The 23,519-nt window shown below is 52.2% G+C and carries 16 protein-coding genes; 10 read left to right on the plus strand and 6 right to left on the minus strand.

Going from position 1 to position 23,519, the window contains the following annotated elements:
• Positions 1-88 precede the first annotated feature (88 nt).
• From tamL to BUB30_RS15400, 4 genes are all read right to left on the minus strand, one after another.
• The gene (gene tamL, locus BUB30_RS15385; protein ID WP_084138152.1) at positions 89-2,317 is read right to left on the minus strand and encodes a translocation and assembly module lipoprotein TamL; all 2,229 of its coding nucleotides are present in this window, start codon (positions 2,315-2,317) and stop codon (positions 89-91) included.
• Positions 2,314-6,876: a translocation/assembly module TamB domain-containing protein gene (locus tag BUB30_RS15390; RefSeq protein ID WP_245804132.1), complete on the minus strand. Its 4,563-nt coding sequence runs from the start codon at positions 6,874-6,876 to the stop codon at positions 2,314-2,316. Before BUB30_RS15390 ends, tamL begins: the two co-directional genes overlap by 4 nt.
• Positions 6,877-7,000: 124 nt before the next feature.
• Positions 7,001-8,266, minus strand: a complete 1,266-nt coding sequence (locus tag BUB30_RS15395) for a peptidase MATCAP family protein (protein ID WP_073135673.1) — start codon at positions 8,264-8,266, stop codon at positions 7,001-7,003.
• A gap of 188 nt (positions 8,267-8,454) precedes the next feature.
• Positions 8,455-9,252, minus strand: coding sequence for a DUF2490 domain-containing protein (locus tag BUB30_RS15400; protein WP_073135674.1), 798 nt, complete (start codon positions 9,250-9,252; stop codon positions 8,455-8,457).
• A gap of 181 nt (positions 9,253-9,433) precedes the next feature.
• Between BUB30_RS15400 and BUB30_RS15405 the strand changes: the two genes are divergently transcribed.
• From BUB30_RS15405 to BUB30_RS15440, 8 genes are all read left to right on the plus strand, one after another.
• On the plus strand, positions 9,434-10,003 hold the full coding sequence (locus BUB30_RS15405) for a TetR/AcrR family transcriptional regulator (RefSeq protein ID WP_073135676.1): 570 nt from the start codon (positions 9,434-9,436) through the stop codon (positions 10,001-10,003).
• Positions 10,004-10,152: 149 nt separating this feature from the next.
• Complete coding sequence (locus BUB30_RS15410; RefSeq protein ID WP_084138154.1) at positions 10,153-12,516, plus strand: arylsulfatase; 2,364 nt, start codon at positions 10,153-10,155, stop codon at positions 12,514-12,516.
• Between the two features lie 132 nt (positions 12,517-12,648).
• Entirely contained in the window at positions 12,649-13,365 is a 717-nt protein-coding gene (locus BUB30_RS15415; protein WP_073135678.1) for a porin family protein, read from the plus strand.
• A 199-nt stretch (positions 13,366-13,564) separates the two neighbouring features.
• A complete protein-coding gene (locus BUB30_RS15420) occupies positions 13,565-14,131 on the plus strand; it encodes a TetR/AcrR family transcriptional regulator (protein ID WP_073135680.1) in 567 nt (188 codons plus the stop codon).
• 61 nt (positions 14,132-14,192) lie between these two features.
• Entirely contained in the window at positions 14,193-14,768 is a 576-nt protein-coding gene (locus BUB30_RS15425) for a TetR/AcrR family transcriptional regulator (RefSeq protein ID WP_073135686.1), read from the plus strand.
• A 133-nt stretch (positions 14,769-14,901) separates the two neighbouring features.
• Positions 14,902-15,396 (plus strand): nuclear transport factor 2 family protein, encoded by a 495-nt coding sequence (locus tag BUB30_RS15430; RefSeq protein ID WP_178377122.1) that lies wholly within the window; start codon positions 14,902-14,904, stop codon positions 15,394-15,396.
• A gap of 38 nt (positions 15,397-15,434) precedes the next feature.
• On the plus strand, positions 15,435-15,941 hold the full coding sequence (locus BUB30_RS15435; RefSeq protein ID WP_073135690.1) for a YMGG-like glycine zipper-containing protein: 507 nt from the start codon (positions 15,435-15,437) through the stop codon (positions 15,939-15,941).
• Between the two features lie 157 nt (positions 15,942-16,098).
• A complete protein-coding gene (locus tag BUB30_RS15440) occupies positions 16,099-17,340 on the plus strand; it encodes an aminotransferase class V-fold PLP-dependent enzyme (RefSeq protein WP_073135692.1) in 1,242 nt (413 codons plus the stop codon).
• Between the two features lie 95 nt (positions 17,341-17,435).
• Here the strand turns inward: BUB30_RS15440 and BUB30_RS15445 are convergent, their stop codons facing one another.
• Together BUB30_RS15445 and BUB30_RS15450 are read right to left on the minus strand one after the other, a co-directional pair.
• The gene (locus BUB30_RS15445) at positions 17,436-18,722 is read right to left on the minus strand and encodes a hypothetical protein (RefSeq protein WP_073135694.1); all 1,287 of its coding nucleotides are present in this window, start codon (positions 18,720-18,722) and stop codon (positions 17,436-17,438) included.
• 100 nt (positions 18,723-18,822) lie between these two features.
• On the minus strand, positions 18,823-19,572 hold the full coding sequence (locus BUB30_RS15450) for an NUDIX hydrolase (RefSeq protein ID WP_073135696.1): 750 nt from the start codon (positions 19,570-19,572) through the stop codon (positions 18,823-18,825).
• Positions 19,573-19,687: 115 nt separating this feature from the next.
• Here BUB30_RS15450 and BUB30_RS15455 point away from each other — a divergent pair, with 115 nt between their 5' ends.
• Together BUB30_RS15455 and BUB30_RS15460 are read left to right on the plus strand one after the other, a co-directional pair.
• Positions 19,688-22,414, plus strand: a complete 2,727-nt coding sequence (locus BUB30_RS15455) for a PQQ-dependent sugar dehydrogenase (protein WP_073135698.1) — start codon at positions 19,688-19,690, stop codon at positions 22,412-22,414.
• Between the two features lie 44 nt (positions 22,415-22,458).
• Positions 22,459-23,496: a sugar phosphate isomerase/epimerase family protein gene (locus tag BUB30_RS15460; protein ID WP_073135700.1), complete on the plus strand. Its 1,038-nt coding sequence runs from the start codon at positions 22,459-22,461 to the stop codon at positions 23,494-23,496.
• Positions 23,497-23,519: the final 23 nt, after the last annotated feature.

Raw genomic sequence — 23,519 nt, forward strand, 5'->3', positions numbered from 1 at the left:
TCATTCATAAAGTCTTTTGCGGCGAATCGTTGTTGGTGTCCTGCCAACAACAGGGTGTTTGGGGTTAGTTATGCGGTGGGGAATTTTCTTAGAACGGGTATCCGATGGCAATGTTGATGGTGGGGTCCCAGAAATGAAAGTCGGTTGCCCAGCGTTCTCCTTCGGGGCGGTAGGGTGTGCGGAGGGTGTAGCCGAAGTCGACGCGTGCTACGATGAAGTCGAAATCCCATCGCAGTCCCCATCCTGAGCTAACGGCCACCTCTTTGAGGAATTTGTTGAATTTAAATGTTCCGTTGGGGCGCGAGGGGTCGTCGTGAAAGAGCCAGACATTTCCGGCGTCGACGAACAGGGCGCCCTTCAGCCGTCCCGATAGATCGAATCGGTATTCGAGGTTGCCTTCCAGCCGGATGTCTCCCGTTAGGTCGGTGTATCCGGTGGGCGGGGTCTCGCTACCCGGGCCTACCGAGCGCGCCACGAAGGAGCGCAGGCTGTTGGTTCCACCCACATAAAATTGTTTGATGTAGGGAAGGATACTCGAATTGCCAAAGGGAACACCCAACCCCACCACAAAGCGCGTGACCAATTTCGATCGTCGGTTGAAGTTAAAACTGTAGCGAACGTCGGCGCGCACGCGAACGTATTGAGAAACGGGAACACCAAACAACGTGTATCTGCCCAGGGAATCGGTCGACGCTTTCACGGCGCCATAGAGGGCCGTCAGCAAATTGCCCGCGCCATCGATACCTCCGCGGATGAAAAAGTTGTTCCGCGAGGCGGTCGGTGAATAGGTAAATTCATATCCGGAGCCGACCATAAATTGTTCGTCGAAGCTGCGTTGCACGCCGGGGTTCTCCTCGAGGTAACGAATAAACTCTTCCGACTTGGACGATTCCGGAACGGTCGTCAGGATGACTTCCACGGGATTTAATGCATGCGTTACACGATCTCTCAAGCTCCAGTGGTAGCCAAAGTTGATGAAGACCGAGTTCATGCGATACAGATCGAGGCGGTTAAAGAGATTATACCCCGTGGAAAGGGTTGTCTTGGGCAAACGTTTTTCTCCCAGGTTGAATAGGAAACCGGGATAGAACCGGGGCACGGTATAGGTGCCCTCGAGCCCCAACTCGTAGGCGGGATTGACGCTTCCCTGAGAGATCTGCACCTCGACTCTTCCGCGCAAATTTATTTTCAACATTTCGGCGCCGCGCTTCACGTTACGGTCCGTATAGCTAAAGATTATTCCCGGACCAAAGTAGTTGGTGGACCGGAACACTGTATTGAACTCCGCACTGTAGGCCAGCCGTTTTCGTTGCGACAGGTAGAATACGGCGTCGAGCGCACCTTTGTCGCCGCGGGGCAGAAATTTTACGGTTGCGTTTTGAACAATGGGGAGTTCGTTCAGGTAGCGAACGGAGTGCAGGTAGTTGGAGGTGGCATATAGTTCTCCGGGCTTCAGGAAAATTCCATTTTGAATGGCCTTCAACGTGAGGTCTTTATTCTGTTCGATCAAATAATAATTGCCGGATGCCACCGTGTCCGTCGATGCATTCTCACGCACGTGATCGGCGTGGATGTATACATTTCGGATCACGTAGGGGATCCTCGACTCGGGCGGGGTTTCGGGTTTCACCGTCACTTCCGCTTTTAACTGGTGGTCGCCGGTGACTGAATCGGCTCTCAGGGCAATGAATTCAGGATTGAAATAAAGATATCCCTTTTCTTTTAACTGCAGGTCGATCCGGGCGCGCTCAGCTTTCACCGCCTCAAGCCGGTAGATGTCGCCGGGTTTCAAGAGTGACTCCGGTTGTGTTGCCTTGATCTTTTTTGAAAGGTCGTTGAGCGGTTCGGGAAACAAAACAGAATCATAGCGGTAGGGCTCGCGAAGGGTGATGGTGTAGCGAAACTCCGCTTTCCGTTTTCCGATCCGGATCGTGTCGTAGCGCACGGTGTTGTTGAAATATCCGTTGTGAAATATCCGGTTGTGAATCGCGGCGGCCACCTGGGCTGGTTTGGTGTGAGATATCAACACGGGTCCCGTAATTTTATTCTTCCAGAACTTCTTGCCCCGGGCCGAGTCGGACAACATCATGTAGCGCGCCAACGCCGGCCGCATCCACAAGAATTGATTATTCGGTTGGGGCTTCAGCACGTCCTGGATGAAGGGCATCAGATTTTTTGCTTCACGGGCCGGTGGCACAAATTCAATTTTGTGTCCAACGTAGAGCGGATCGCCAGACGAAATGTGTTTCATCCCGGTGCACCCTGTCAACACCAGCACAAGAAATGAAAGGAGCCCGTGTGTCGCCGACCGTCTCATTTATCTTTCTTTTTTTTGTCGAACTCCCGGATGAAGATCAGGGAGATCCCCGTGTTGCGCACTTCCTGGTAAACGATGTCGTACGTTTCGTTATTGAATAACTTCAGCTTCTTGTTCCCGTTGCCCGTGAGGTCATAGATGATGGCCACATCGCCCCTGAAGTTTTTGTCGCCCGTGCTCGCGCCGCTTTGATCCTGGTTGAGATTGAAATCGCCGCCAATTTCAAACGAGAGGCGGTCGTCCATCACCCGTTTGGTCATGCGAAAGTCCATCGCCGTTTGCGTCTTGCCGCCGGGGGCTGAGTAGTCGCTATACGATTGGATGTCGACATCGATATCCACGCCTTTGATATACCGGTTGGCAAAACGGTTGAGCTGGCCCGAGAGCAGACTGTTTACGCTATTGGACAGCGCCGTAGTGGCCACCTGACCTTCGTTGATATCCAGCCCTGTCGACTCAGGCATGAAACCGCCCAGCACCAGGATGCCGAAAACTTGTTTATTCAACTCCGATTGAAACTCCGGTTGCCGCAGCCGGTCCAGCTTGTTGGCCAACACGGGATAGTTGACCCTGTCTTCCCGGGGAAGATCGAGCGAAAAGGACACCATCGGTTTTTCTATCGTACCCTTTATCGTGATGCCCACTTCATAGGGCAGCGAGCGTTTGTAGATGGATTTTTCGCTCTCGCCGATTTCATTCCCGATCAGACCGATCGACGACGAGCGAACGATGTAGATCGCCCGGATGTTAAGCTCGCCGCTTTCCGGCCGTCCACTCCAACTGATCGACGATCCGGGCACCAGCGTGAAGTTCTTTTTTGCCAGCTCATAAAACGATACCCGGTAGGTACCCTTCTTAATGGTATAGGTCCCCGAAATACCAACATTCCCTGTGCGGTCATACTCCAACTCGAGGTTCCCACCACCGGAAGCTCTAATGAAATCACCGGACTGTGCATCGATCGCAATCCGCATCGTGGCGCCTTCTTCGATCTTCACCGTTGAATTCAAATTGAATTCGGGAAGACTGCTGATCAGGGAATCATAAAAATAGCCGGATTGTCCGCCAGTCGTAACACCCCGCAGTACGGTGGGGTCGATAAAGTCGACGATGCCCGTGCTGGTCAAAAGTTTAATTTCATTGTCCGACGATTCGAATACCAGCGACGTGCTGTCCTTGACAGTGATGTCGGCCTTCACACTGGCATTCTTTGTGGTTCCCGTCAAGGCTACATCGCCGGCGATCACCAGTTCTCCTTTCAGCTGCCGGTTCAACGAGTCCGCCTTGGTCAGCAGGGAATAACGATCCGTGTGGAGTTTCAGATCGTAGGCAAGCGACTGGTAGTCGGGGGAGATCAGCGATCCGTTTACGATAAGGCGATGATGTTCCTGGTCATAGATCTTGAAATTTTGAAAGGCCATCAGGGAATCTTTCAACGTCACCACGTCGTCGCGCACGCCAAACGTGAGCCTGGGGTTCGCCGTGGTGAAATTTGCATCCAGAAATCGCAGCTGGCCGTTGATCTTCGGTTTTTGTACCGGGCCTTGGATGGTCACATCTCCTTTTACACTCCCATCCATTTTGTCCATGATCCCCGAAACCAAAAAACTAAACATCTCCAGCGTACGGACGTCCACCCGCATAGACGCATCCACGCTGTTGTTTTTCAGGAAGTACTGCCCTTTGACGTCCACCTTGTTTGCTTCATTGGTGACCTGCACCTCAAACGGCACCCGCGCGGTATCGCCCACAGCCCTGATGACGATCCTCAACGGGTTGGACTGGTACAGGCGAAGACTGTCGATCGTCGCCGACAGATCGAGTTGCTGACCCGCCGTATACGAAACTTTCGCATTCATCTGCCCACCGTTTATTAGCGTCGAGTCGGATGCACGAAGCGCATTGAGATGAGCAAAGTCCACATGACTTAGGGTGAGGTCGAACGCATGGAGGTCGCCGTTCATGCCGATACGCATGGCATCGCGGGCGACCTGAAAGTTGTTCAACACGACATTTCCACTTTTTATGTACACCGGGTTGCCGCGATCGAGCGTGTAGTCGCTCTCCAGCACGCGTAGCTTGTCCGGATAAATGTACGTGCCGCTATCCGACCGCAAGATGCGCGTGCGCAACACCAGCAGTGACGTGGAGTCGTTTGACAGGAGGAGATTCGTCATGGCCGTGTCCTGCTTGTTATGCACGGCAAAATCGAGATTGCCCAGTGCGATGGATTGAACGTACAAGTTCTTTATCTGCAAGTCCGCCTTCAGGCTGTCGCTCCGTATGGTATAGTGCGTGTGCAGCGTATCCAGTGTCAAACCATATCCCTTAAACTTTCCAGCGGTCGCCCGCATCACGGCTTCCTGTTTTTGTTCATCCACCTCACCCGAAACACGTAGCGACGAAAAATCCTCGACGTTGGCACCCAGCAATAAAAAGGGGCTGATGTTCCGAAGCTGAAAGTCGAACGTGACCGTTTTGTTTTGTGCTGGCTGGTGCGAGCTACGGACCGGGCGTAGCACGCGGGCTGGCCAGGTCTGGATCCACGGGGCCAGGGATGGCAGGTCAATGTTTGCAGTGAGATGACCGCTACCGTCATCCGAAAAAAAGTCGAAGCGACTGGCGGTCGGCGTGGTCATCACAGCGATGTCAAGCGTGTCTTGATAATATTTCGTCGATTGATTTTGAAACAGGATGTGGTTCCCCGCCAGGTGCGCGTCAACAAATTTCTTGTCGGATCTTACGATGGAGGTAAAATTCCCTGAAACCGCCAGCGTGCTGTCGCCGGGTAAGAAGTTGCCCATCCTAAACCGGTCAGTCTCAATTTCTGTGGTGATGGCGAGCGGTCCGGAAAATGAAAGCTTCGACGTCGCCTGCGCGCGATAGCTGGTGTCTGCAATGGATAGTACGATTTGTGCACTCGAATTCTTGATCTCGCTTCGAAACGTTATGTTCTGCACCGGCTCATTCACCATTTCAATCCTGCCGATCACCCCTTTTACGTCGAGATCCTGATCATGGCCAACGATTCCTTTTACATCCACAGACAAACTTGCCGGCCCCAGCCAGTCGACCCCGGAAAATTTTCCACCCTCAATGTTTTTGCCGACGAGATTAAAATCGAGACCGACGTTATTTTTTTTGAAGGATGCTGAGCCTGTGGTACCCAGATTTCCCCAGGGTGTATTCACATCGCCGGTCACCCCTGCCCTCTTCGGATTCCCAGCACTCGCCACATGCAGTTGAGCGATGGGCGGCATTTGCAGGGTTGGGAAAAAGGAATGCAGTGTTCGCGTGACATCCGCTCCAATCGAGCTGTTCACCACAACATCCTTCCAACGCAAGCTTTCAAAGTCCGATACATGCCACACCCTTCCCCGTGCCAGGAAGTCGCTGGCTTTCGTCTTCAGGTGCAACATATCCAGTTCACCGACTCCTTTGATGTAGCTGCCCTTCAGCGTCCATGCCATCGTCTCCCAGTGTGCAAAACGATTCAACAGCGAGTCTTGAAAAAAGTAACCAAGATCGTGGACATCGACATGACCGCTGGCTTTCCCCTGCAGGTTAAACCAATCCGGATCTTGCCTTGATCCGGAATCGGACCAGCCCATAAGTTCAGCCTCGAGTTTGCTCGCGTTCGAAGCGAGATGTAGACCGGAAAGCGTTAGCCGATCTTTATTCGCCCGCAAGCTCGTGGCGGCATTTACTATGGTAAGTCCCGGCAGTTCCGTGGAAAGAGAATTCAATATTGCGCGAAGCGTATCCTCCCGGATCACGATGTCCGACAGACTTGTTTGAATATGCTGTAGTTCCAGGTGATCAGGGTCCATTTTGGGTGTATGCACGACCTGGTCCACATGAAAAGAGAATGCATCGTCCATCAGTTCAAGTTTTCCGACCGCTATCCTGATGCCCATCCCAAAGTCCGGACGGATCCATGACGACGGTTTTGAGACCTGGATTGTATCGGTTGTCCCGGTGCGTTCGCCTGACAAAATGTTTACGACCGTATTTCGTAACGAGACGTCATCTGCCCCGATGGAATTTTCATGACTGGAGAAAATGAAGTTTTTACTAGCGAACCGACCGAGACTACTGGAAACGGATATTTCTTTAACGGTGGAAGCATATTCGAAAAATACGTTCTCTAAAAGGATCGTGTTGGCCTGAAGGGTAACCGGTGCAGAGGGTGATGTATTTTTTTTTCCCGGCCCGCGGAAAGCGTCCAGTATAGGCTGAATGTTCCAGCCATCCTTGTTCTCGATCAGATGACAATCGATGTCTGCCAGGTGCAGGGTATCCACGACATATTTTCCCGAGATAATATCCCTGATATTGGATACGACTTCGATTTTGTGTGCCGAAAGAACTTTTTGGTTTTTCGCATCCCAGACCACCAGTTCGCCCACGCGCAGACGACCAAGCCAGGAGAAATAGACGCTGCCGATCTCCACACGGGTTCCGAATTTTGACGACAGGTAGTTGGAAAGCCAAGGGGCGATCTGTCGTTGGATAGCGGGCAAATGCAAGAGGGCAATTACGATCACGAGTACAAGCACCAAACCGAGGATGGCTTTCCCTAAGAATTTAGAAATTCGCAAAGCGCTGTTCCAGGCTCGTTTCAAATCTTCTTTCGGTTGCAGGTCTCATTGATATCTTGCGCAAACTTGGGACGCTGGTCTCCTACACCGCGTTAAGCTCTTCCTCAAACTCGATCGCCCGCTCCAGGTAAACTTTCTCGAGCTTGATAAACGACACGAACGCCGAGTACGCCATCACGGCCGCGAGCCGGCGAAGGTCCGATGCCCAACCGGGCAGGTAGGTAGGAGGTTTGAGCCATCCACTTTCAAAATGGGGTGCCAGTCGCAGAGCGTCGGCCAGGGTGAGCCTTCCGGCGAAAAGATTCCGGATCAGGTCGGGGCGGTTGTCGCGAATGGCAACGCGCATAAAGGTGTGGACCTCGATGAGCCCCTGCAAATAGACGGCATCCTTGGTGAACACAATACCCCCTTTCACATGCCCTCCACGGAAGATCCGCTGGGCCGATCGCACAGATTCTTCTTCGGATTGGCCTGCATCGAGGAAGAATTTAAACACCTCGATGAAGTCCGCTCCATCCAAGGCCTGCTTGACGGCCAGCACGCGAAGGGCCACACGGCGCAGACGGTTGATGTCCATGGCGTTGGTGATGAGTTCGGCCATCACGGCAAGTCCTTCCTGCGTCCGCGTCGTGCGGGGTGCTCCGAGGCTGAGCGACTTGAGGTTGCTTTGCTTTCGCCCGTTGAGCATGGTGGCGGTGTGAACATAGGCTTCGTGAAAAAGAAGCTGGTCTTTGTCCAACTGCGAGAACAGGGCACTGCCACGAACGCGGATGCGCGTGGCGCCAGCGAGTGCTTTCGACGACAGACTCTTGTCGATGACGACCTCGACGGTATCGTGACAAAAAAACTCATCGACTTCAGCTTTTAGCCACCCCGCAAAATCCTGGGCCGAGATGTCGGCGGGTGTGGGAGGAAGATGAACGTTCCCCAACAAGGAATCCGTTACCTCGAGAAAAAATTTTGCCCCATCCACGGCGCTCATGCCCTGAAGTTTGTACAACGTGTCGGGTCGGCCATAAATTTTGGTGGAGTAGGTCGTAAAGTCGGGCGTGCCCACGGCCTGGAGCATGCGCCCTGAATAGGCATAGCTTTGCGCAGTTTCGGATAGAAATTTTTCCACGACATCGTCGTGATCACAGCGGGCCGAAATTTCTTCGAGTGCCGCGATGCTGTCACTGTAGTCGCGGCGCTCCAGGTTTGCCTCCGGCAACTGCGGATTGCCCTTGCGCCAACCTTCCAGAAATTTCTCTTCAGCGCCCAAAGGCCATTGCAAGGCTTGCAGTACCTTAATTTTTTTTGACGCCTGCATCAACGCCATGTCCAGGGTCTCGATTTTTTTTATATCCATAACACGTGGTTGTTTTTTGACTGTCTCTTATTGACCCGTTTCGCCAAGGGATGGGTATATAAATATAAAGCCGCCCGGTGCATTGTTTCTAAACGGAAGCGTCCATGAAATCAGGTGACAATGCCCCTACTTTATCCCTGCATAAATTGTATCGTGGACAAAACCGGCAATTCCATCACCCTCTCGCTTCAGTTGCCCGTGCCGGAGGATTGGGTAGGTTTCTTCTTGCGGAGATAATGTTTGTACCGGAAGCGGAAGATATTATCACTGGTTTGATAATCTTCATTGATCCCGCTCCTGGATTGTTGGATCATGTAGAGAAATTCAAACCGCGACGTATAGCTCAGCCGGTAGCCCGCCCCAAACCGGGCGCGAAAGCGGTTGGCAAATCGCTCCTCCACGTCGTCGGTGGTAAAAAGCAATTCTACGTCTGCAATGCCGTACCAGAGCTTGTCGTCGTGAATGTCTTTGTGGTTGATCGGAAACAGGAATTCAGCGCGCGCACGAGGCCGCATCACCCGTTCCCACGCATCGGTGTCGAGGTTTAGAAAGTTGCGTTGCTCCAGCCGCAGATAGACCCGGGCTTGCAGACGCTGGTTTGGGGTGAAGTTTACACGGGTCCCCAGCACCGGCCGTATTTCGAACGTATTGTAATCTTCCGTCTGCGCAGTATAAGAGAGCGTGCATCCCAACGTCAGGTCGATGTGTTGTGTGAGTGAATATTCCAGCGTCGGAGTATACTCGATGGCGCGCCAACGCGGCGTGTTGGCCAGCGTGCTGTATACAAAGGCGTTCTCCAGGTTAAAGGAATTGGCAAAGGGATAGTTCAACATATACTCACCCCAAAACTGGGTGTTGGGAGATTGCGCCGCCACGGGCAGTGACATGGGCAGCCACAGAAACACGAAGACTTTAAGAAACCAGCGTCTCACCACTGCGCTGCGTTCCGTCAGCGCCACGCGTAGGAAAGTGAGGGTAGATCTCATAGTGCATCGTTTTGGTCAACCAAAAATGCCTGCCAGCACATGACCATTTGTTGAGATACGCCAGATCACGCCGGCCCCTGGCCCGGATACAGGCTCGCGAATATAAGCGGCACGTGCGCCAATTTGCTAAACGGTTTCGTCCATGAACTTTAATTCTTATTGCCTTTCTTTGATCACCCCTATGAGCGAATTAAAAATCGAAACATGGACCAAAGCTGGCTACGAACTGCTGGCCACGGACGGATTGAGTGGCATCAAGATCGAGCGACTGGCCCGGATCCTCAGCCTCAACAAATCGGGCTTCTACTATTATTTCGGAACGATGGAAGGGTTCCTGAAAAATGTGCTCCAGTATCACGTCCGAATGGCCGATGGGGTAGCCGCGGAGATCGCGCGTTGTGAGACCATCGATCCCGACCTGTTGCTCCTCATCATACGGCACCGGACATTTTTCCTGGTCGAGTCGCAGCTCCTCGTAAAAAGCAATCATGCCCATGCCGCTCACGACATGGATGAAGCCGGCAAGATCATAGCCAAGGAACTCATCGCTTTGTGGAGACGGATCGGTGACATCCCGGAAGAAGAGACCGTAGTCCATGCCTATTTAAATATTATCCGGCATTTCTTTTACGCACGCATCGACCCCGACAACATCAACTACAAATTTCTCCACAGCCTCGCCGCCGAAATGAATGAGGTCTTAAAGCAAATACCAACCAACCGGCATGTTTCGTCGCGCGATGCCCACTGATCACACCGACTCGCCGTCAGCTGGTCCACTCATGATCGATCGGCCGTCGCATCACGTTGTACACTGAGATCCTCTTACTAAACGTTACCGTCTAAATTTGTTTTCGCGGGGAGACTAGATTGAGTTCACATTAATCCCTCACCCCGCCCATGAAAAAAATCTATCCCCTCGTTGCGGTTGCCTGTCTTGCATTGGGTTGCGAACAAAAGCAGCAAAAGACAGTACCAGAAACAGCGCCCGTGGCATTGGGTGAACCCGACCGCACCACGCTTCCCATCAAAGAACCCGCGCGGGCACTCTACAAAGAACTGGATGCGCGCCAGGTCAAGGCACCGGCCCGCTTCGATGTGAAAGCTCCGAACGGCGCGCCCAACGTGGTGGTGATCCTGATCGACGACATGGGATTTGGAGCATCCGGCAGTTTTGGTGGGCCGATCGAGATGCCCACACTCGCCAAGCTGGCCTCCAACGGCGTGAGCTATAATCGCTTTCACACCACCTCGCTTTGCTCACCCACGCGTGTCGCGTTGCTCACCGGCTACAACCACCACAGCAACAACGCCGGCTCCATTATGGAAACGGCCACGGCCTTTCCCGGCAACAACGGCGTGAGGCCGCAAAGCATAACGCCCATGGCCGAAGTGCTTCGTCAGAATGGTTTCAGCACGGCAGCGTTTGGCAAATATCACGAAACACCACCGTGGGAAATTTCTGTGTCGGGTTCGCTCGACCGTTGGCCCACGCATTCGGGCTTCGACAAGTTCTATGGCTTTATCGGGGGCGAGACCAACCAATGGGCGCCGCTGGTCTATGACGGCACAGCGCAGGTGGAACTTCCGCACGATCCAAACTATCACTTCACCACCGACATGACCAACAACGCCATCAGTTGGGTACGTTTTCAACAAGCCCTTACACCCGAGAAACCATTCTTTGTTTATTTCGCTACCGGCGCCACACACGCGCCCCATCACGTACCAAAAGAATGGATCGACAAATACAAAGGAAAGTTTGACCAGGGATGGGATAAAATGAGAGAAGAAACGCTGGAACGCCAGAAGAAACTCGGCATCGTGCCGTCCGGCACCAAGCTTGCCCCCAAGCCCAAAGACATCAAGGATTGGGCATCGCTTTCGGCCGATGAAAAGAAGATCTTCTCCCGGCAAATGGAAACCTACGCCGGCTTTGGTGCGCACACCGACTACGAGATCGGCCGCCTGGTCTCGGCCATTGAAGACCTCGGCGAACTCGACAACACACTGATCTTTTATATCGTCGGCGACAACGGTGCGAGTGCCGAAGGTTCGATGAATGGTTTGTTCAACGAGATGACCTATTTCAACCAAGTGCCCGAAACGGTACAAGACATGCTCAAGCACTACGACGAATGGGGAAGCGCAAACACGTATCCTCACTATGCCGCCGGTTGGGCCGTGGCCATGAATGCGCCGTTCACTTGGACCAAGCAAGTGGCTTCCGACTTCGGCGGCACGCGCAACGGCATGGTGGCACACTGGCCCGCGGGTATAAAATCCAAAGGCGAGATCCGCACGCAGTTCGCGCACGTGATCGACATTGCGCCCACCGTATTTGAGGCGTGTCACATTCCCGCACCAAAAAGTGTGAACGGCATTCAACAAGACCCGGTTGAAGGAACAAGCCTGCTGTGCACGTTCGACGACGCAGCCGCAAGAGAAAGACACACCGTACAATACTTCGAAATGTTTGGCAACCGCGCCGTCTATGCCGATGGCTGGGTAGCCCGCACCATTCACCGCCCCGCATGGCAGTTCAAGCCCGATCACACCCTGACGGAAGACGTGTGGGAATTGTACAACACCAGCGAAGACTTCAGCCTGGCCGACAACGTGGCCGGTCAAAATGCCGAGAAGCTCAAATCGATGCAAGACCTGTTTATGAAAGAGGCCGAACACTACCATGTGCTGCCCATTGACGACAGACTTGTAGAACGCACCGATGCCAAGCTGGTGGACCGACCGACCGTGATGGACGGACGAACAACGCTTACCCTGGGCGAAGGAATGAAAGGCATGGGTGTGGATGTTTTTATTAACACGCGCAACACTTCCTATACCATCACGGCCGATGTTGAAGTGGGCGCCAATGGCAATGGTGTGATCGTTTGCCAGGGTGGCCGGTTTGGTGGCTTCTCGTTCTATATCAAGAAAGGTAAGCCCGCGTTCACCTATAATTACCTGGGATTAGAATCATACACCGTCGGTGCTCCGCAGGTGTTGAAACCCGGCAAGCACACACTGATCTATGAATTTAAACGCGCTGAAAATAAACCCGGCGCCGGTGGCACGGGAATGCTCTCTGTAGACGGCACCAAGGCCGGTGAAAACAATATTGCTAAAACACAGCCCGGAATATTTTCGGTCGACGACCTCGCCGATGTTGGCACCGACGATGGCACACCGGTGACAGACTATGCAGGCGCTTCGAAGTTCAACGGCAAGGTCGCGAAGGTGACCATCGAAACGAAAGAGTAGGGTCGTACCCGAAAGGGAAAAATTGACAAATCCTGACCGTAAAATACCGTTAAATCACGGTTGTTTAACGGTTAAACCGGTAGGCCCGGATGAGTCGATGCGAACACTTCCAGACGCCTATAAAATATCGTCATGAGAAAACTTTTTACACTTCTGATACTCTCACTGATCTGTGCCACGTCCAGCGGGCAGGTCATCATCTCCTTGCTGCTGGGCGATAAACTCAACACCGGCAAGGTTGAGTTTGGGCTGGACGGCGGTCTCACGCTGAGCAACCTCCACGGCCTGAACCCATCGTCGCACAAATCCAGCTTGAATCTTGGTTTTTATTTCGACATCAAGACAAAAAACCCTTCCTGGCTGTTTCATACCGGCGTGCTCGTCAAATCGACCATGGGCGCAGAAGACATTCCCGTCTATTCCCTGAACAACCCAGACCTCGACAACGCGTTTGCGGGCGGAAGCGTGATCCGGAAGGTGGGGTACTTCCAGGTGCCGTTTATGATGAAATACAAATGGAAAAACAATCTTTTTGTCGAGGCCGGGCCCATGTTCAGTTTGATGAGCAAGGCTACGGACGAATTTGTAGCTTCCGTCAAAAAGAAAGACGACCTCACCTACAAAGTGAATATCAAAGATAACTATCACCCCCTCGATGCCGGTGTGATGGCCGGCATTGGCTACCGGATGATGCGCGGCAACGGCATGAACCTTAGCCTCCTTTACTATTATGGCATCGTGGACATCGTTGTAGACGACACCTCCCCTAATCAGTACAACCGCGCCGTGTATTTTAACCTCGGCATACCCATTGGCGTAGGAAAGAAAAAGGCCGAAGTAAAAGAATGACCTGGGCTTCATCCAATACCCCTTCATACATCAAATGTCGAAACGTCATTCCCCCTTGGTATGGGGTGGCGACCTTCCCATGACTTCGATTCGTCCCGTTTAACGTTGCGTAACATCATGCAACATCGTAAAGACGTCCTGAACGGTACCGTTCAACGCTGTCGGGAAAAATCCTATATTTCATAAAACCCTCTGAAAAATGGATAGGTCCAAAAACGCGTCGGCATGGACGGAAGAAGCCTACACCCTCTTTGCGAAAGAGGGCGCTGATGGCATTCAAATCGAACGACTCGCACGCATACTTCAACTTAACAAGTCAGGGTTCTATCACTACTTTGGCGATCTCGAAGGGTTCTTCACGGCGCTTCTCCATCTGCATGAACAGAAAGCAGACGTTTTCCTGGAAGACCTCCGTCACGTGAAAACCATCGACCCGGAATATCTGCATGCCGTGGTCCGTCATAAAGTGCCCATTTTGTTCCAGGTTCAGTTGATCCAAACAAAGACTCCAGCCTTTGTGAACCTCGCTTCAAAGATCGACGCGCAGGAAGACCTGATCGTGCGCGAGGTATGGACCGACTATCTCGGTTTTCATGACAACGAAGATCTGGCCATGCAGTATTTCAACCTTGTGCGCGACATGTTTTACACGCGCATGAGTTTTCAAAATCTTTGTTATCCCTTCTTGCACGGTCTCATGACCGAAGCAAAAGTGTTGATGCAACAATTTGTGAACAGCAATCTCGCTTGTGAAGCTGACGGATAGGCCGTGGAACGTCAGGGCAACATCGTTCAAAAACAGATTATCATTTTTTTAGCACCGCATTATGGAAAAACTAAGGAATTTATCGTTGTGGACCGAAGAAGGTTATCACCTTTTTGCGCGCGAGGGTTTGGAGGGTCTCCAGATCGAGCGGCTCGCGCGGATACTCCAACTGAATAAATCAGGTTTTTATCATTATTTCGGTGATCTCGAAGGCTATTGTATGGAACTCACCAAACTGCACCACCAAAAAGTGAAGATCTTCCTGGAGGATGCCCGGCAGCTCAAAACACTGGACCCCGACTATCTCCTTTTGCTCATCGAGCACACCACCACGGTGATGTTCCAGGTGCAACTGACGCGAACGAAAGACCGCTATTCATTTTATAACACCAGCGAGCTGGTCGACCTGAAAGTCAATGCCGCCGTGCAACAACTTTGGAACGATTTTTTAGGGCACCGCCACAACGCCGACCTCGCCATCCGCTACTATTATATTGTGCGCGACATGTTCTACACCCGCGTCAGTTTTCAAAACTTCACCTATGCCTTTCTGCACGACCTGGTCACTGATGCCAAGGTGTTGATCGACCAGATCACGGAACGCCGCCTGCAGTCCACCGACAAATTTTCGCTCTGAAATGGTAGACGATGCCGTTTAAAATTTCTTGCTGTGAGCCCTTAGTTTTAGGCATGCAGCGATGACCGGGCGTTGCGGCAAAGTTGAATTCGCACCCGACCGTCGAACGATTATACTAAACCACAAAAAGATCATGAGAACACTTCCCGCGCTTTCTGCCATAGTCATTTTTATGGCGGCGTGCTCCGGCAGCGAGCACAAAACCAATACGGAAAACATCGCCGTGATTGAAAAGTACATCAAGGCAGTAGAAGAGAAAGACACAAAAACCATGAGCGACCTCCTGGCCGACAACTACATTGGGTATGGCCCTTCCTTTACAGATTCCACCAACAAGGAGGAAGCCATCGCCAACTGGAAAAATGTGGCCGAGAATCTTTATGACAAGATCGACTACCGAAGAACCGTAAACATCACGGCCAAGGTCACTGACGGTCCTCACCCGGGCGATTATGTATCCGATTGGGCGAGCCTCAAGATCACCTACAAGGACGGACGCGGCCCCGTATACCTCAACATGAACGCGGTGTACCGTATCGAAAATGGAAAGATCACGCTCAGCCGCACGTTCTACAACGAAGCGGATGTGCTGCGACAGCTCGGCTACGAGTTCATGGCAGCGGAATAGCGCCCTTCAACAATTATGTCAACAAAAATGCAAACCCCATGAAAAAAATATTGATCACCTACGTGCTCGTCGCCGCATCCGCCAGCCTTGCACAAACACCTGACGCTGCGACACATACTTCCTTTGCCAAGAGTCTTGGCATCTACATCTTCCCCGCCAAGAAGCAGAGCCAGGCCACGCAAGACAAAGACGACACCGACTGTTACAAGTGGGCGGTAGAACAATCGGGCGTCGATCCGCTCAATCCTCCCAAAGTGGAAGCTGCAAAAGTAGACACCTCACCCGATGGAACGGCCGTTAAGGGTGCCGCCAGAGGTGCTGCCGCAGGGGTAGCCATTGGCGCCATCGCCGGCGATGCGGGAAAGGGTGCAGCCATCGGTGCCGTTGCCGGCGGTCTTGCCGGACGACGCGCAAAAAAAGTGGGTGACGCCCAGCAACAACAGGCCAACAACCAAGCCGCGGCACAACAACAAACGGCCATGACCGACAGTTTCAAGAAGGCCTACACCGCTTGTATGGAAGGTAAAGGATATACGGTGAAGTAGCCGTACGATACGTAGTTGAATATCAATAACAAAAGCGCAAGAACCAGCCGCATCGGAGAAGGCCCTAACGCAAAAACCTGATCGCCCATTCTCTCAACCTGTACGTCATATTTCTTATAGTGAGCTATACATCCCGTGATAATCACTATATTTTCATATGAGTACATCGAACTACAATCGAAGACAATTCCTGGGTGCCGCGTCCGTAGGGGCAGCGAGTGGGTTGCTGGTTAATCCCCTCGCCCCCGCCCACGCAGCAACAAATCCGCTGACATCCATCACAGCATCAAACCTTGAATACGCCCTCGAGCCGGGAGTGGTCTATTTGAATACAGGAACGCTGGGGCCTTGTCGCCGCGACACGATGGAAGCAGCAAAGAAACGTTGGGAAGAATTGGAATCCCTGCCATTAAAGTTTTATGGAAAATGGGGCGCCGAATCATTGGCGGAAAAAACAAGGACAACGGCGGCGGCATTTCTCGGCTGCGATGTGCACGAAATGATGATCACCGCCAGCACAACCGCGGGTATGAACGCGATCGCCCAAGGCTTGCGGCTAAAAGCGGGTGATCGTATTATTACCACCGACCAGGAACATGGCGGTGGGATACTTTGCTGGAACTATTATCAAAAGTATTACGGCATAGTGATCGACATGATCAGCATTCCACCCGGCGAAAATGATGTGGAGCTAGTCTTGAACAAGATCAGCGATTCTATCACAAAGGATACGCGGCTGATCAGCATAAGTCACGTCACATCATCGACCGGCCTTCGTTTGCCGGTTGAAAGAATTTCAGCATTGGCCCGATCCAAAAATATTTTATGTGTCGTCGATGGCGCTCAGGCTGCCGGTGCCATAAGCGTCAATCTTAAAGAACTGGGATGTCACGCCTACGCCACGAGCGGTCATAAATGGCTGATGGGACCGAAAGGCACCGGTCTCCTCTATCTGTCAGAAGAAGCAAGGGATCTGATTCGACCGATGCAGTTCGAGGAATCTCACAACACCTATAACGATTCCAATGGGGTGGTCAATCAGGCCGCAATATTCGGGTTGGGAAGCGCGATCGAGTATATCCAATCCGTTGGCATCTCGCGGATCGAAGCGCACAACCTGGCGCTCAGAAGCCGATTGTATAAACACCTTTCGGAGATCAAGCGCTTAACCATCCTGAGTCCGGTTGCAGGACCACTTGCGGCTCCCATGCTGGCCTGTCAATTGCCCGACAACCTGGACAGAACTTCCTTCTCGCACATGCTCCTGGAGAAATATAAACTCAGCGTCCGACCAACTCATAAGCAATGGTTCAACGGCATACGGTTCTCGCTGCACATCTTCAACACGGAAAAGGAAGTGGACTTTGCTGCGGAAACGCTCAGGGCGCTGTTGTCGTGATCCAACGGATCTTTCTTTCAAAAGCACGTCATGTGTCGCAGATTTTTCCTTCTCCTTTGCCGTGATATCATGAAAGAAAACAAGGCGCGAAAGGGTCACCTGTTAAAAGGCTCCTCGCTGATCCACTGAAACTTGCGACTTAACAAAAGAAAAGGATTTTCGGATACTCGTTTGGAAACGATACGGATCGAATCCTGATTCAAAATTCCCTGGAAGGATAATTGATCATCCTGTTTTTCAAAGCTGAAGTCGCCGGACGTGGTGAGGTCTTTCGAAAAAACCTTGATTTTCTTCGCGCCATTTTGAATCGAGCAGTGCCACGGGATCATCATGCCATCCATGTACGTAATCGCCATTACACCGCCGCCCAACCGCACACTCCTCCACCGCCGTGTTTCTGTATTCACGCCCGATAGCGTGTCGCCGTTGACAATGAAGTGTAAAACTTCAAACTCTCCTGCCGTGGTCCGGTTGGCAACCTCCCGTTCAATGTTGTTGTTTTCTTGTTTCTGCTCCCAGGCGTAGACCATGGTGTTGAAAAATATAAAATAGATCAGTCCGACCTTCAGCCCAATTCTAAGCCATCGAAGCCTCCTGTCGTTGATGGTCAGGCCAGGTGTTTCCGGATCAACAGGTTTGTTCAAAAGAAACAAGTTGGCCAGCCGCTTCGCATCGGGTGCCATCAGGAAGAGTGACATCAGCAAGAAATGGAGCGAGCCAAGTTTTACGGGGACATCATAAAATATGTTAAGCGCGAAGACGTGCGACATAATAAAGGCCGCCACGATGGCGCCCAACAACCGCGTCCGTCTGAAAAGCAACAACGTCCCGGCCAACACTTCTCCCGCCCCTGTAAACATCACGTAGCCGGGCGACGCTCCCATGAACGTCCAAAGCAAACCCATCGGAGACGCCTCTCCGATCGTTTCACTTAATCGCCCCGGAAACGGGGTCGGGAACTGAAGGGGGAAGACCTTACTGAACCCATAATTCAGCAGCACATACCCCAGGTAGTAGCGCACAAGAATATTCAATCCGGCTGCCAGTTTTCCATAGGCCAATCGCTTCCTGTCCAGGAACGACCACACCAATGTGACGACGGTCGCCAGCAGCAATAAAATGAATATCATGGTGTAGGTAAACGACGTGTCGCCCGCGCCTGTGTTGTGGAAGGGCGTGTAGTATTTGCCGATCAACAACGGACCCGTCGCCTCCACCAGTTGCGCGAACAGTTGATGAAGCGGACCCAATACATACCACGAAAACGGAATGTAATACAACGGGAAGGGTAAGATGTAAAGCACCAGGTAAGCAAACAGGAATCGGAAGACAATTCTTTGTGGAAGATTCCAATACGGGAGAGAATTTTGTTCTATATCCATATCTAACGGGTTTGAACAAAATGTACAAAAAATCCTGCAAACTAAACGTCGGCGCGATGAAGATGTCCGCTAACACCCAAGATCGTACAGGAGGATAAAACTAAATAGATATTCCCTCCCGCAGCGCCTTTTCGTATTTCTTGAAATCGAACCGGTAGAGGTAAGGTGATTTGTTCTTTACACCCGTCTTTTTTTCGTTCAGCTTGACGAGGAAATCATAGCCCGTGATCAGCTTGTGAAAATTTCTTCGATCGAGTTCGGCGTTGAGGATGGTTTGGAACAACTTGTGGATCTCGTTCAGCGTGAACTTGTCGGGAAGAAGCTTTCCGATGGGTTGATGCCTGATCTCGTTGCGGATCGTCCGCGTGGCGACGTCGATCATTTCATTGTGATCGAACAAGAGCTTGGGAACCTTATCGATATCCCACCATGAACACGCATCCGAAATGGCATCCGGTCTCGGCACAACCTTATCGATGTTCACCAGCGCATAATATCCGATCGAAACGGTGCGCGGCGATATATCCAAGCCTTCAAACGTTTCACCCAGAGACTCCTCCACCAAGGCAAGGGTTTCCTCCTTGGAATAGTGAACAAACCGGTTGGTCTTGCCAAACGTATTGAACTGTTGCAAGAAAACTCCCTCCAATCCTGTCCGGTCAAGAAGAATGCGGTCGGCTGCCTCCTCCACACCTTCATCTTTATATACGCGCCCACCCGGCAGACTCCATTTGTCAATGGACTTCCAGCGGACCAGCAACACTTTCAACGTGCCTTGGGTGAACCCGAAGATGACGCAATCGATGGAAACTTCCCGCAAAATATTGGAAAAATACTCTTTTAAATCCATGTAAATCAGTTCATTACAGTGCGTATTTCTTACGCACTTAAATTTAATTACATTGCGTATACCTTACGCACAGTAAAAATAGACAGTAAAAGTGAAATTCAAACCACCTCAGACTATGCATAAAATATTAAGCGCTTTGGTGCTCCTGGTGGCCACCACGGCAGGGGCTCAGACGCCCGACGAAAACAGGTTCGAAAAAGTGGTGTTGACACAGGGTCTGAACGAACCGCTCGAGATGGCCATCCTCCCCGACGAACGGGTGCTGCTGATCGAAAGACATGGGTTGATCAAGTTGTATGAACCCACACTAAAAAAGATCTCGGTGATCGCGACCATCCCCGTGAGCACGAAGTATAACCCCGACGCAAAGGGCGTTCAGGCGGAAGCCGAAGATGGACTCTTGGGATTGACCCTGGATCCTGCCTTTGCTACCAACGGTTGGATTTACCTGTACTACTCTCCCACTGGAAAGACCCCGGTGAACGTGGTGGCGCGATATAAAATGACGGGGAATAAAATTGATCTGGCATCGAAGAAGGTGATCCTGGAAGTTCCCGTGCAACGCGATGAGTGCTGTCACACCGGCGGTTCAATGGACTGGGATGCTCAAGGCAATCTTTATTTATCTACGGGCGACAACACCAGCCCGCGGGCATCCGACGGTTATGCCCCGATCGATGAACGTGCCGGCAGAACGCCATTCGATGCACAACGATCGTCGGCCAACACAAACGACTTGCGCGGAAAAGTGCTGCGGATCCACCCCGAACCCGCGGGCACCTACACCATCCCGGAGGGAAACCTTTTTGCGAAGGGAACGGAACTGACAAAACCCGAGATCTATACAATGGGTCACCGGAATCCATACCGCATCGCGGTTGATAAGCACTCGGGTTATTTGTTCTGGGGCGATGTTGGCCCCGATGCTGGGAAAGATTCCACTGGCCTTGGGCCCACGGCAGAAGACGAATTCAACATCGCGAAAGCTCCCGGCAATTTTGGCTGGCCCTATTTTGTTGGCGACAACAAAGCGTACTGGGATTTTGACTTCGAGACAAAAAAGTCGGGTGAGCAGTTTGTTGCAGACAAGCCCGTCAATAATTCTCCGAACAACACCGGTTTGAAAGAATTGCCTCCCGCGCAAAAAGCCACGATCTGGTACACTCCCGGTTCATCGAACCGGTTCCCATTGCTGGGCAGTGGGGGCCGCAGCGCCATGGCGGGTCCCATGTATCATGCCGGCGATTTTAAAAATGCCAGGCGCGCCTTCCCGGCCTACTACGATAACAAATGGTTTATCTATGAGTGGATGCGCGACTGGATCATCGTGGTCACGCTGAATGACAAAGGCAACTACTCCCGCATGGAACGGTTTCTCCCGAACCTGAAACTCGACCACCCCATCGACATGGCGTTTGGTCCGAATGGCGATCTGTATTTGCTGGAGTATGGACAAGGTTGGTTCATGGGAAACCCGGAGTCGAAACTGGTACGCATCGAATACAATGGTGGCAATCGCAAACCGGTTGTGGTGGCCTCGGCCAGCACGTCGGCAGGAGCCATACCGTTGCAGGTAACGTTCTCCTCTGAAGGCACGAAGGACTATGACAACGATACGCTTCGTTACGAATGGAAAATAACAAACGCCCAGGGTGCCCCGGTGGCAACACTCACCGAGGCCAACGCTTCCTTTGCCTTTAAAGTCCCGGGTAACTATAAAGTAAAACTCAAAGTCACCGACACAAAAGGTTTGTCGGCGGCAAAGGAGTTCGCCATCTCTGCGGGCAATGAACCGCCCGTGGTGTCGTTGTCGCTGGCCGGCAGCAATCAATCCTTCTTCTTTCCCAATCAGAAGATCGCCTACGAAGTAAAAGTTTCGGATAAAGAAGACGGAAGTCTTGACGATAAACGAATAGCGGCCTCGAGTGTGCGCATCACCGCGAACTACCAGGACGGCGAGGGCAGCCCACAACCTGCCGGGCACCAGGAAGCACCCGTTACGTTCATGGCTGGTAAAAGTCTTATGGCCCGGAGCGATTGCAAAGCCTGTCACTTTGAGAACAAGAAATCGATTGGCCCTGCTTTTTTCGACGTCGCCACGAAATACAAACCGACCGCCGACAATATTAACTTGCTTTCCAGCAAGGTTATCAAGGGCGGGTCCGGCGTTTGGGGCGACGTGGCGATGGCACCGCATCCCGACATCGGCTTGCCTGAAGCCAAACAGATCGTTCAATACATCCTCAGTCTTTCGAGCGTGAAGAAGCCGGAGCCTACCCTTCCCGTGAAGGGCGAAGTCACGGTGAAAATTCCCGAAGGCGTTGACCCGACCAAAGGTGTGTATAGGATGTCGGCATCGTATAAAGACAAAGGCTTTAACGGGGTGAAGGCCATTGCCTCGGAGCAAACGATCACCCTCCGGAGTCCCACGATCTTGTTCGGAAATGCCGACGAAGCATCGCCCAACATCATGCGCTTCAAAATGGGCGACAGCAACCTCCTCATCGTGACAGCGCCCAATACCTATGCAAGTTTCAAAAAGATCGACATGACCGGTGTGAAGAACCTGTACTTCGCCGTGACCGCTCCCGTCGAGCAACTGAATTCGATGGGCGGCATCATCGAGGTCCACACCGGATCGGCCGACGGTCCTTTGATCGGGCAGACGGAGTTTATTCAACCCTCGAACGAGCCGATCGCAATGATGAGTAAAAGCATGCCGGTTCCCCATCGCGTAGCGGTGAACAGCAGCGGCATGAACGACCTCTTTTTTGTTTTCAAGAACGACAAGGCCACGGGTGCCTTGTATATTCCGCTTTCCGTCACCTTTTCAGCAGAGTAATAACAGCTCCTAACAGTACCACCAGCAATAAAAAAAACAACACCATGAACTACACACGCAGAGACTTTCTTTCGACCCTCGGCCTGGCATCGGCCGGCCTCGGTATGGCAACCTTGATCCCGTCGACGCTCCAGGCAAAAACCACCGCTTCCGCGGCGCCGTTCACCTTCGAGATCTCGCTGGCCGAGTTCTCTTACGCTTCGGAGTTGTACACCAACAAGATGACCAACTTCGATTTTCCCCAACGGGCCGTCAACGATCATGGGATCAGCGTGCTGGAATGGGTTTCCGGTTTCTTCAATAACAAACACACGGACACGGCCTACATGAAGGAACTCAAAAGCATGTGCGATGACCTTGGTGCCAAGAGTCACCTGATCATGGTCGATGGCGAGAATCTTGCCGCGGTGGATGCCGCCAAACGACAGCATGCTGTTGAAAGTCACTATCCCTGGGTGGATGCAGCAAAGTTTCTGGGATGCACGAGCATCCGGGTCAACCTCGGCGACGCCATGAGTGCGATGACCGGCAAAGGTGAGGAAGCCAGTGCACCCGATGCGGCGAAGGCAGCCGTGGATGGTTATGGGAAGCTGCTCGAATATGCCGGCAAAGCGGGATTGAACGTGATCGTGGAAAACCACTTCGGACATTCTTCCAATCCCGAATGGCTGGTGGGGATCATGAAACAACTCGGTGCCAAAAATAAAGGCTTGTTACCCGACTTTGGCAATTTCTGCATGGAGCGAACAAAGGCCGAGTCGATGGACTTTAAGGCGCTGATGGCTACCAAATGCTTGAAAGAGTACGACAAGTATAAAGGCGTTGAGATGATGATGCCCTATTCCAAAGGCGTCAGTGCGAAGACGCATAAATTCGCGGCCGGCGGTGAGGATCCCGAAACCGACTTCCACAAGATCTTCGGCATCATCAAAGCATCGGGTTGGACCGGTGGCTATGTGGGCATTGAATATGAAGGCGGCCTCCTCCGCGACTTCGGTGGCGACACGTCCTATTTGTCGAACGATGATGGGATAAAAGCTACGAAGGTGTTGCTTGAAAAGGTCAGGGAGGAGTTGAAGTAGCAAAGTCCCCCAGGCGGGAGACT

The organism is Chryseolinea serpens (assembly GCF_900129725.1).
Lineage (GTDB): Bacteria > Bacteroidota > Bacteroidia > Cytophagales > Cyclobacteriaceae > Chryseolinea > Chryseolinea serpens.

Coding starts and splice junctions, on each gene's coding strand:
- tamL (WP_084138152.1), bottom strand. CDS start 2,317: ATGAGACGGTCGGCGACACACGGGCTCCTTTCATTTCTTGTGCTGGTG.
- BUB30_RS15395 (WP_073135673.1), bottom strand. CDS start 8,266: ATGGATATAAAAAAAATCGAGACCCTGGACATGGCGTTGATGCAGGCG.
- BUB30_RS15400 (WP_073135674.1), bottom strand. CDS start 9,252: ATGAGATCTACCCTCACTTTCCTACGCGTGGCGCTGACGGAACGCAGC.
- BUB30_RS15405 (WP_073135676.1), top strand. CDS start 9,434: ATGAGCGAATTAAAAATCGAAACATGGACCAAAGCTGGCTACGAACTG.
- BUB30_RS15410 (WP_084138154.1), top strand. CDS start 10,153: ATGAAAAAAATCTATCCCCTCGTTGCGGTTGCCTGTCTTGCATTGGGT.
- BUB30_RS15415 (WP_073135678.1), top strand. CDS start 12,649: ATGAGAAAACTTTTTACACTTCTGATACTCTCACTGATCTGTGCCACG.
- BUB30_RS15420 (WP_073135680.1), top strand. CDS start 13,565: ATGGATAGGTCCAAAAACGCGTCGGCATGGACGGAAGAAGCCTACACC.
- BUB30_RS15425 (WP_073135686.1), top strand. CDS start 14,193: ATGGAAAAACTAAGGAATTTATCGTTGTGGACCGAAGAAGGTTATCAC.
- BUB30_RS15430 (WP_178377122.1), top strand. CDS start 14,902: ATGAGAACACTTCCCGCGCTTTCTGCCATAGTCATTTTTATGGCGGCG.
- BUB30_RS15435 (WP_073135690.1), top strand. CDS start 15,435: ATGAAAAAAATATTGATCACCTACGTGCTCGTCGCCGCATCCGCCAGC.
- BUB30_RS15440 (WP_073135692.1), top strand. CDS start 16,099: ATGAGTACATCGAACTACAATCGAAGACAATTCCTGGGTGCCGCGTCC.
- BUB30_RS15445 (WP_073135694.1), bottom strand. CDS start 18,722: ATGGATATAGAACAAAATTCTCTCCCGTATTGGAATCTTCCACAAAGA.
- BUB30_RS15450 (WP_073135696.1), bottom strand. CDS start 19,572: ATGGATTTAAAAGAGTATTTTTCCAATATTTTGCGGGAAGTTTCCATC.
- BUB30_RS15455 (WP_073135698.1), top strand. CDS start 19,688: ATGCATAAAATATTAAGCGCTTTGGTGCTCCTGGTGGCCACCACGGCA.
- BUB30_RS15460 (WP_073135700.1), top strand. CDS start 22,459: ATGAACTACACACGCAGAGACTTTCTTTCGACCCTCGGCCTGGCATCG.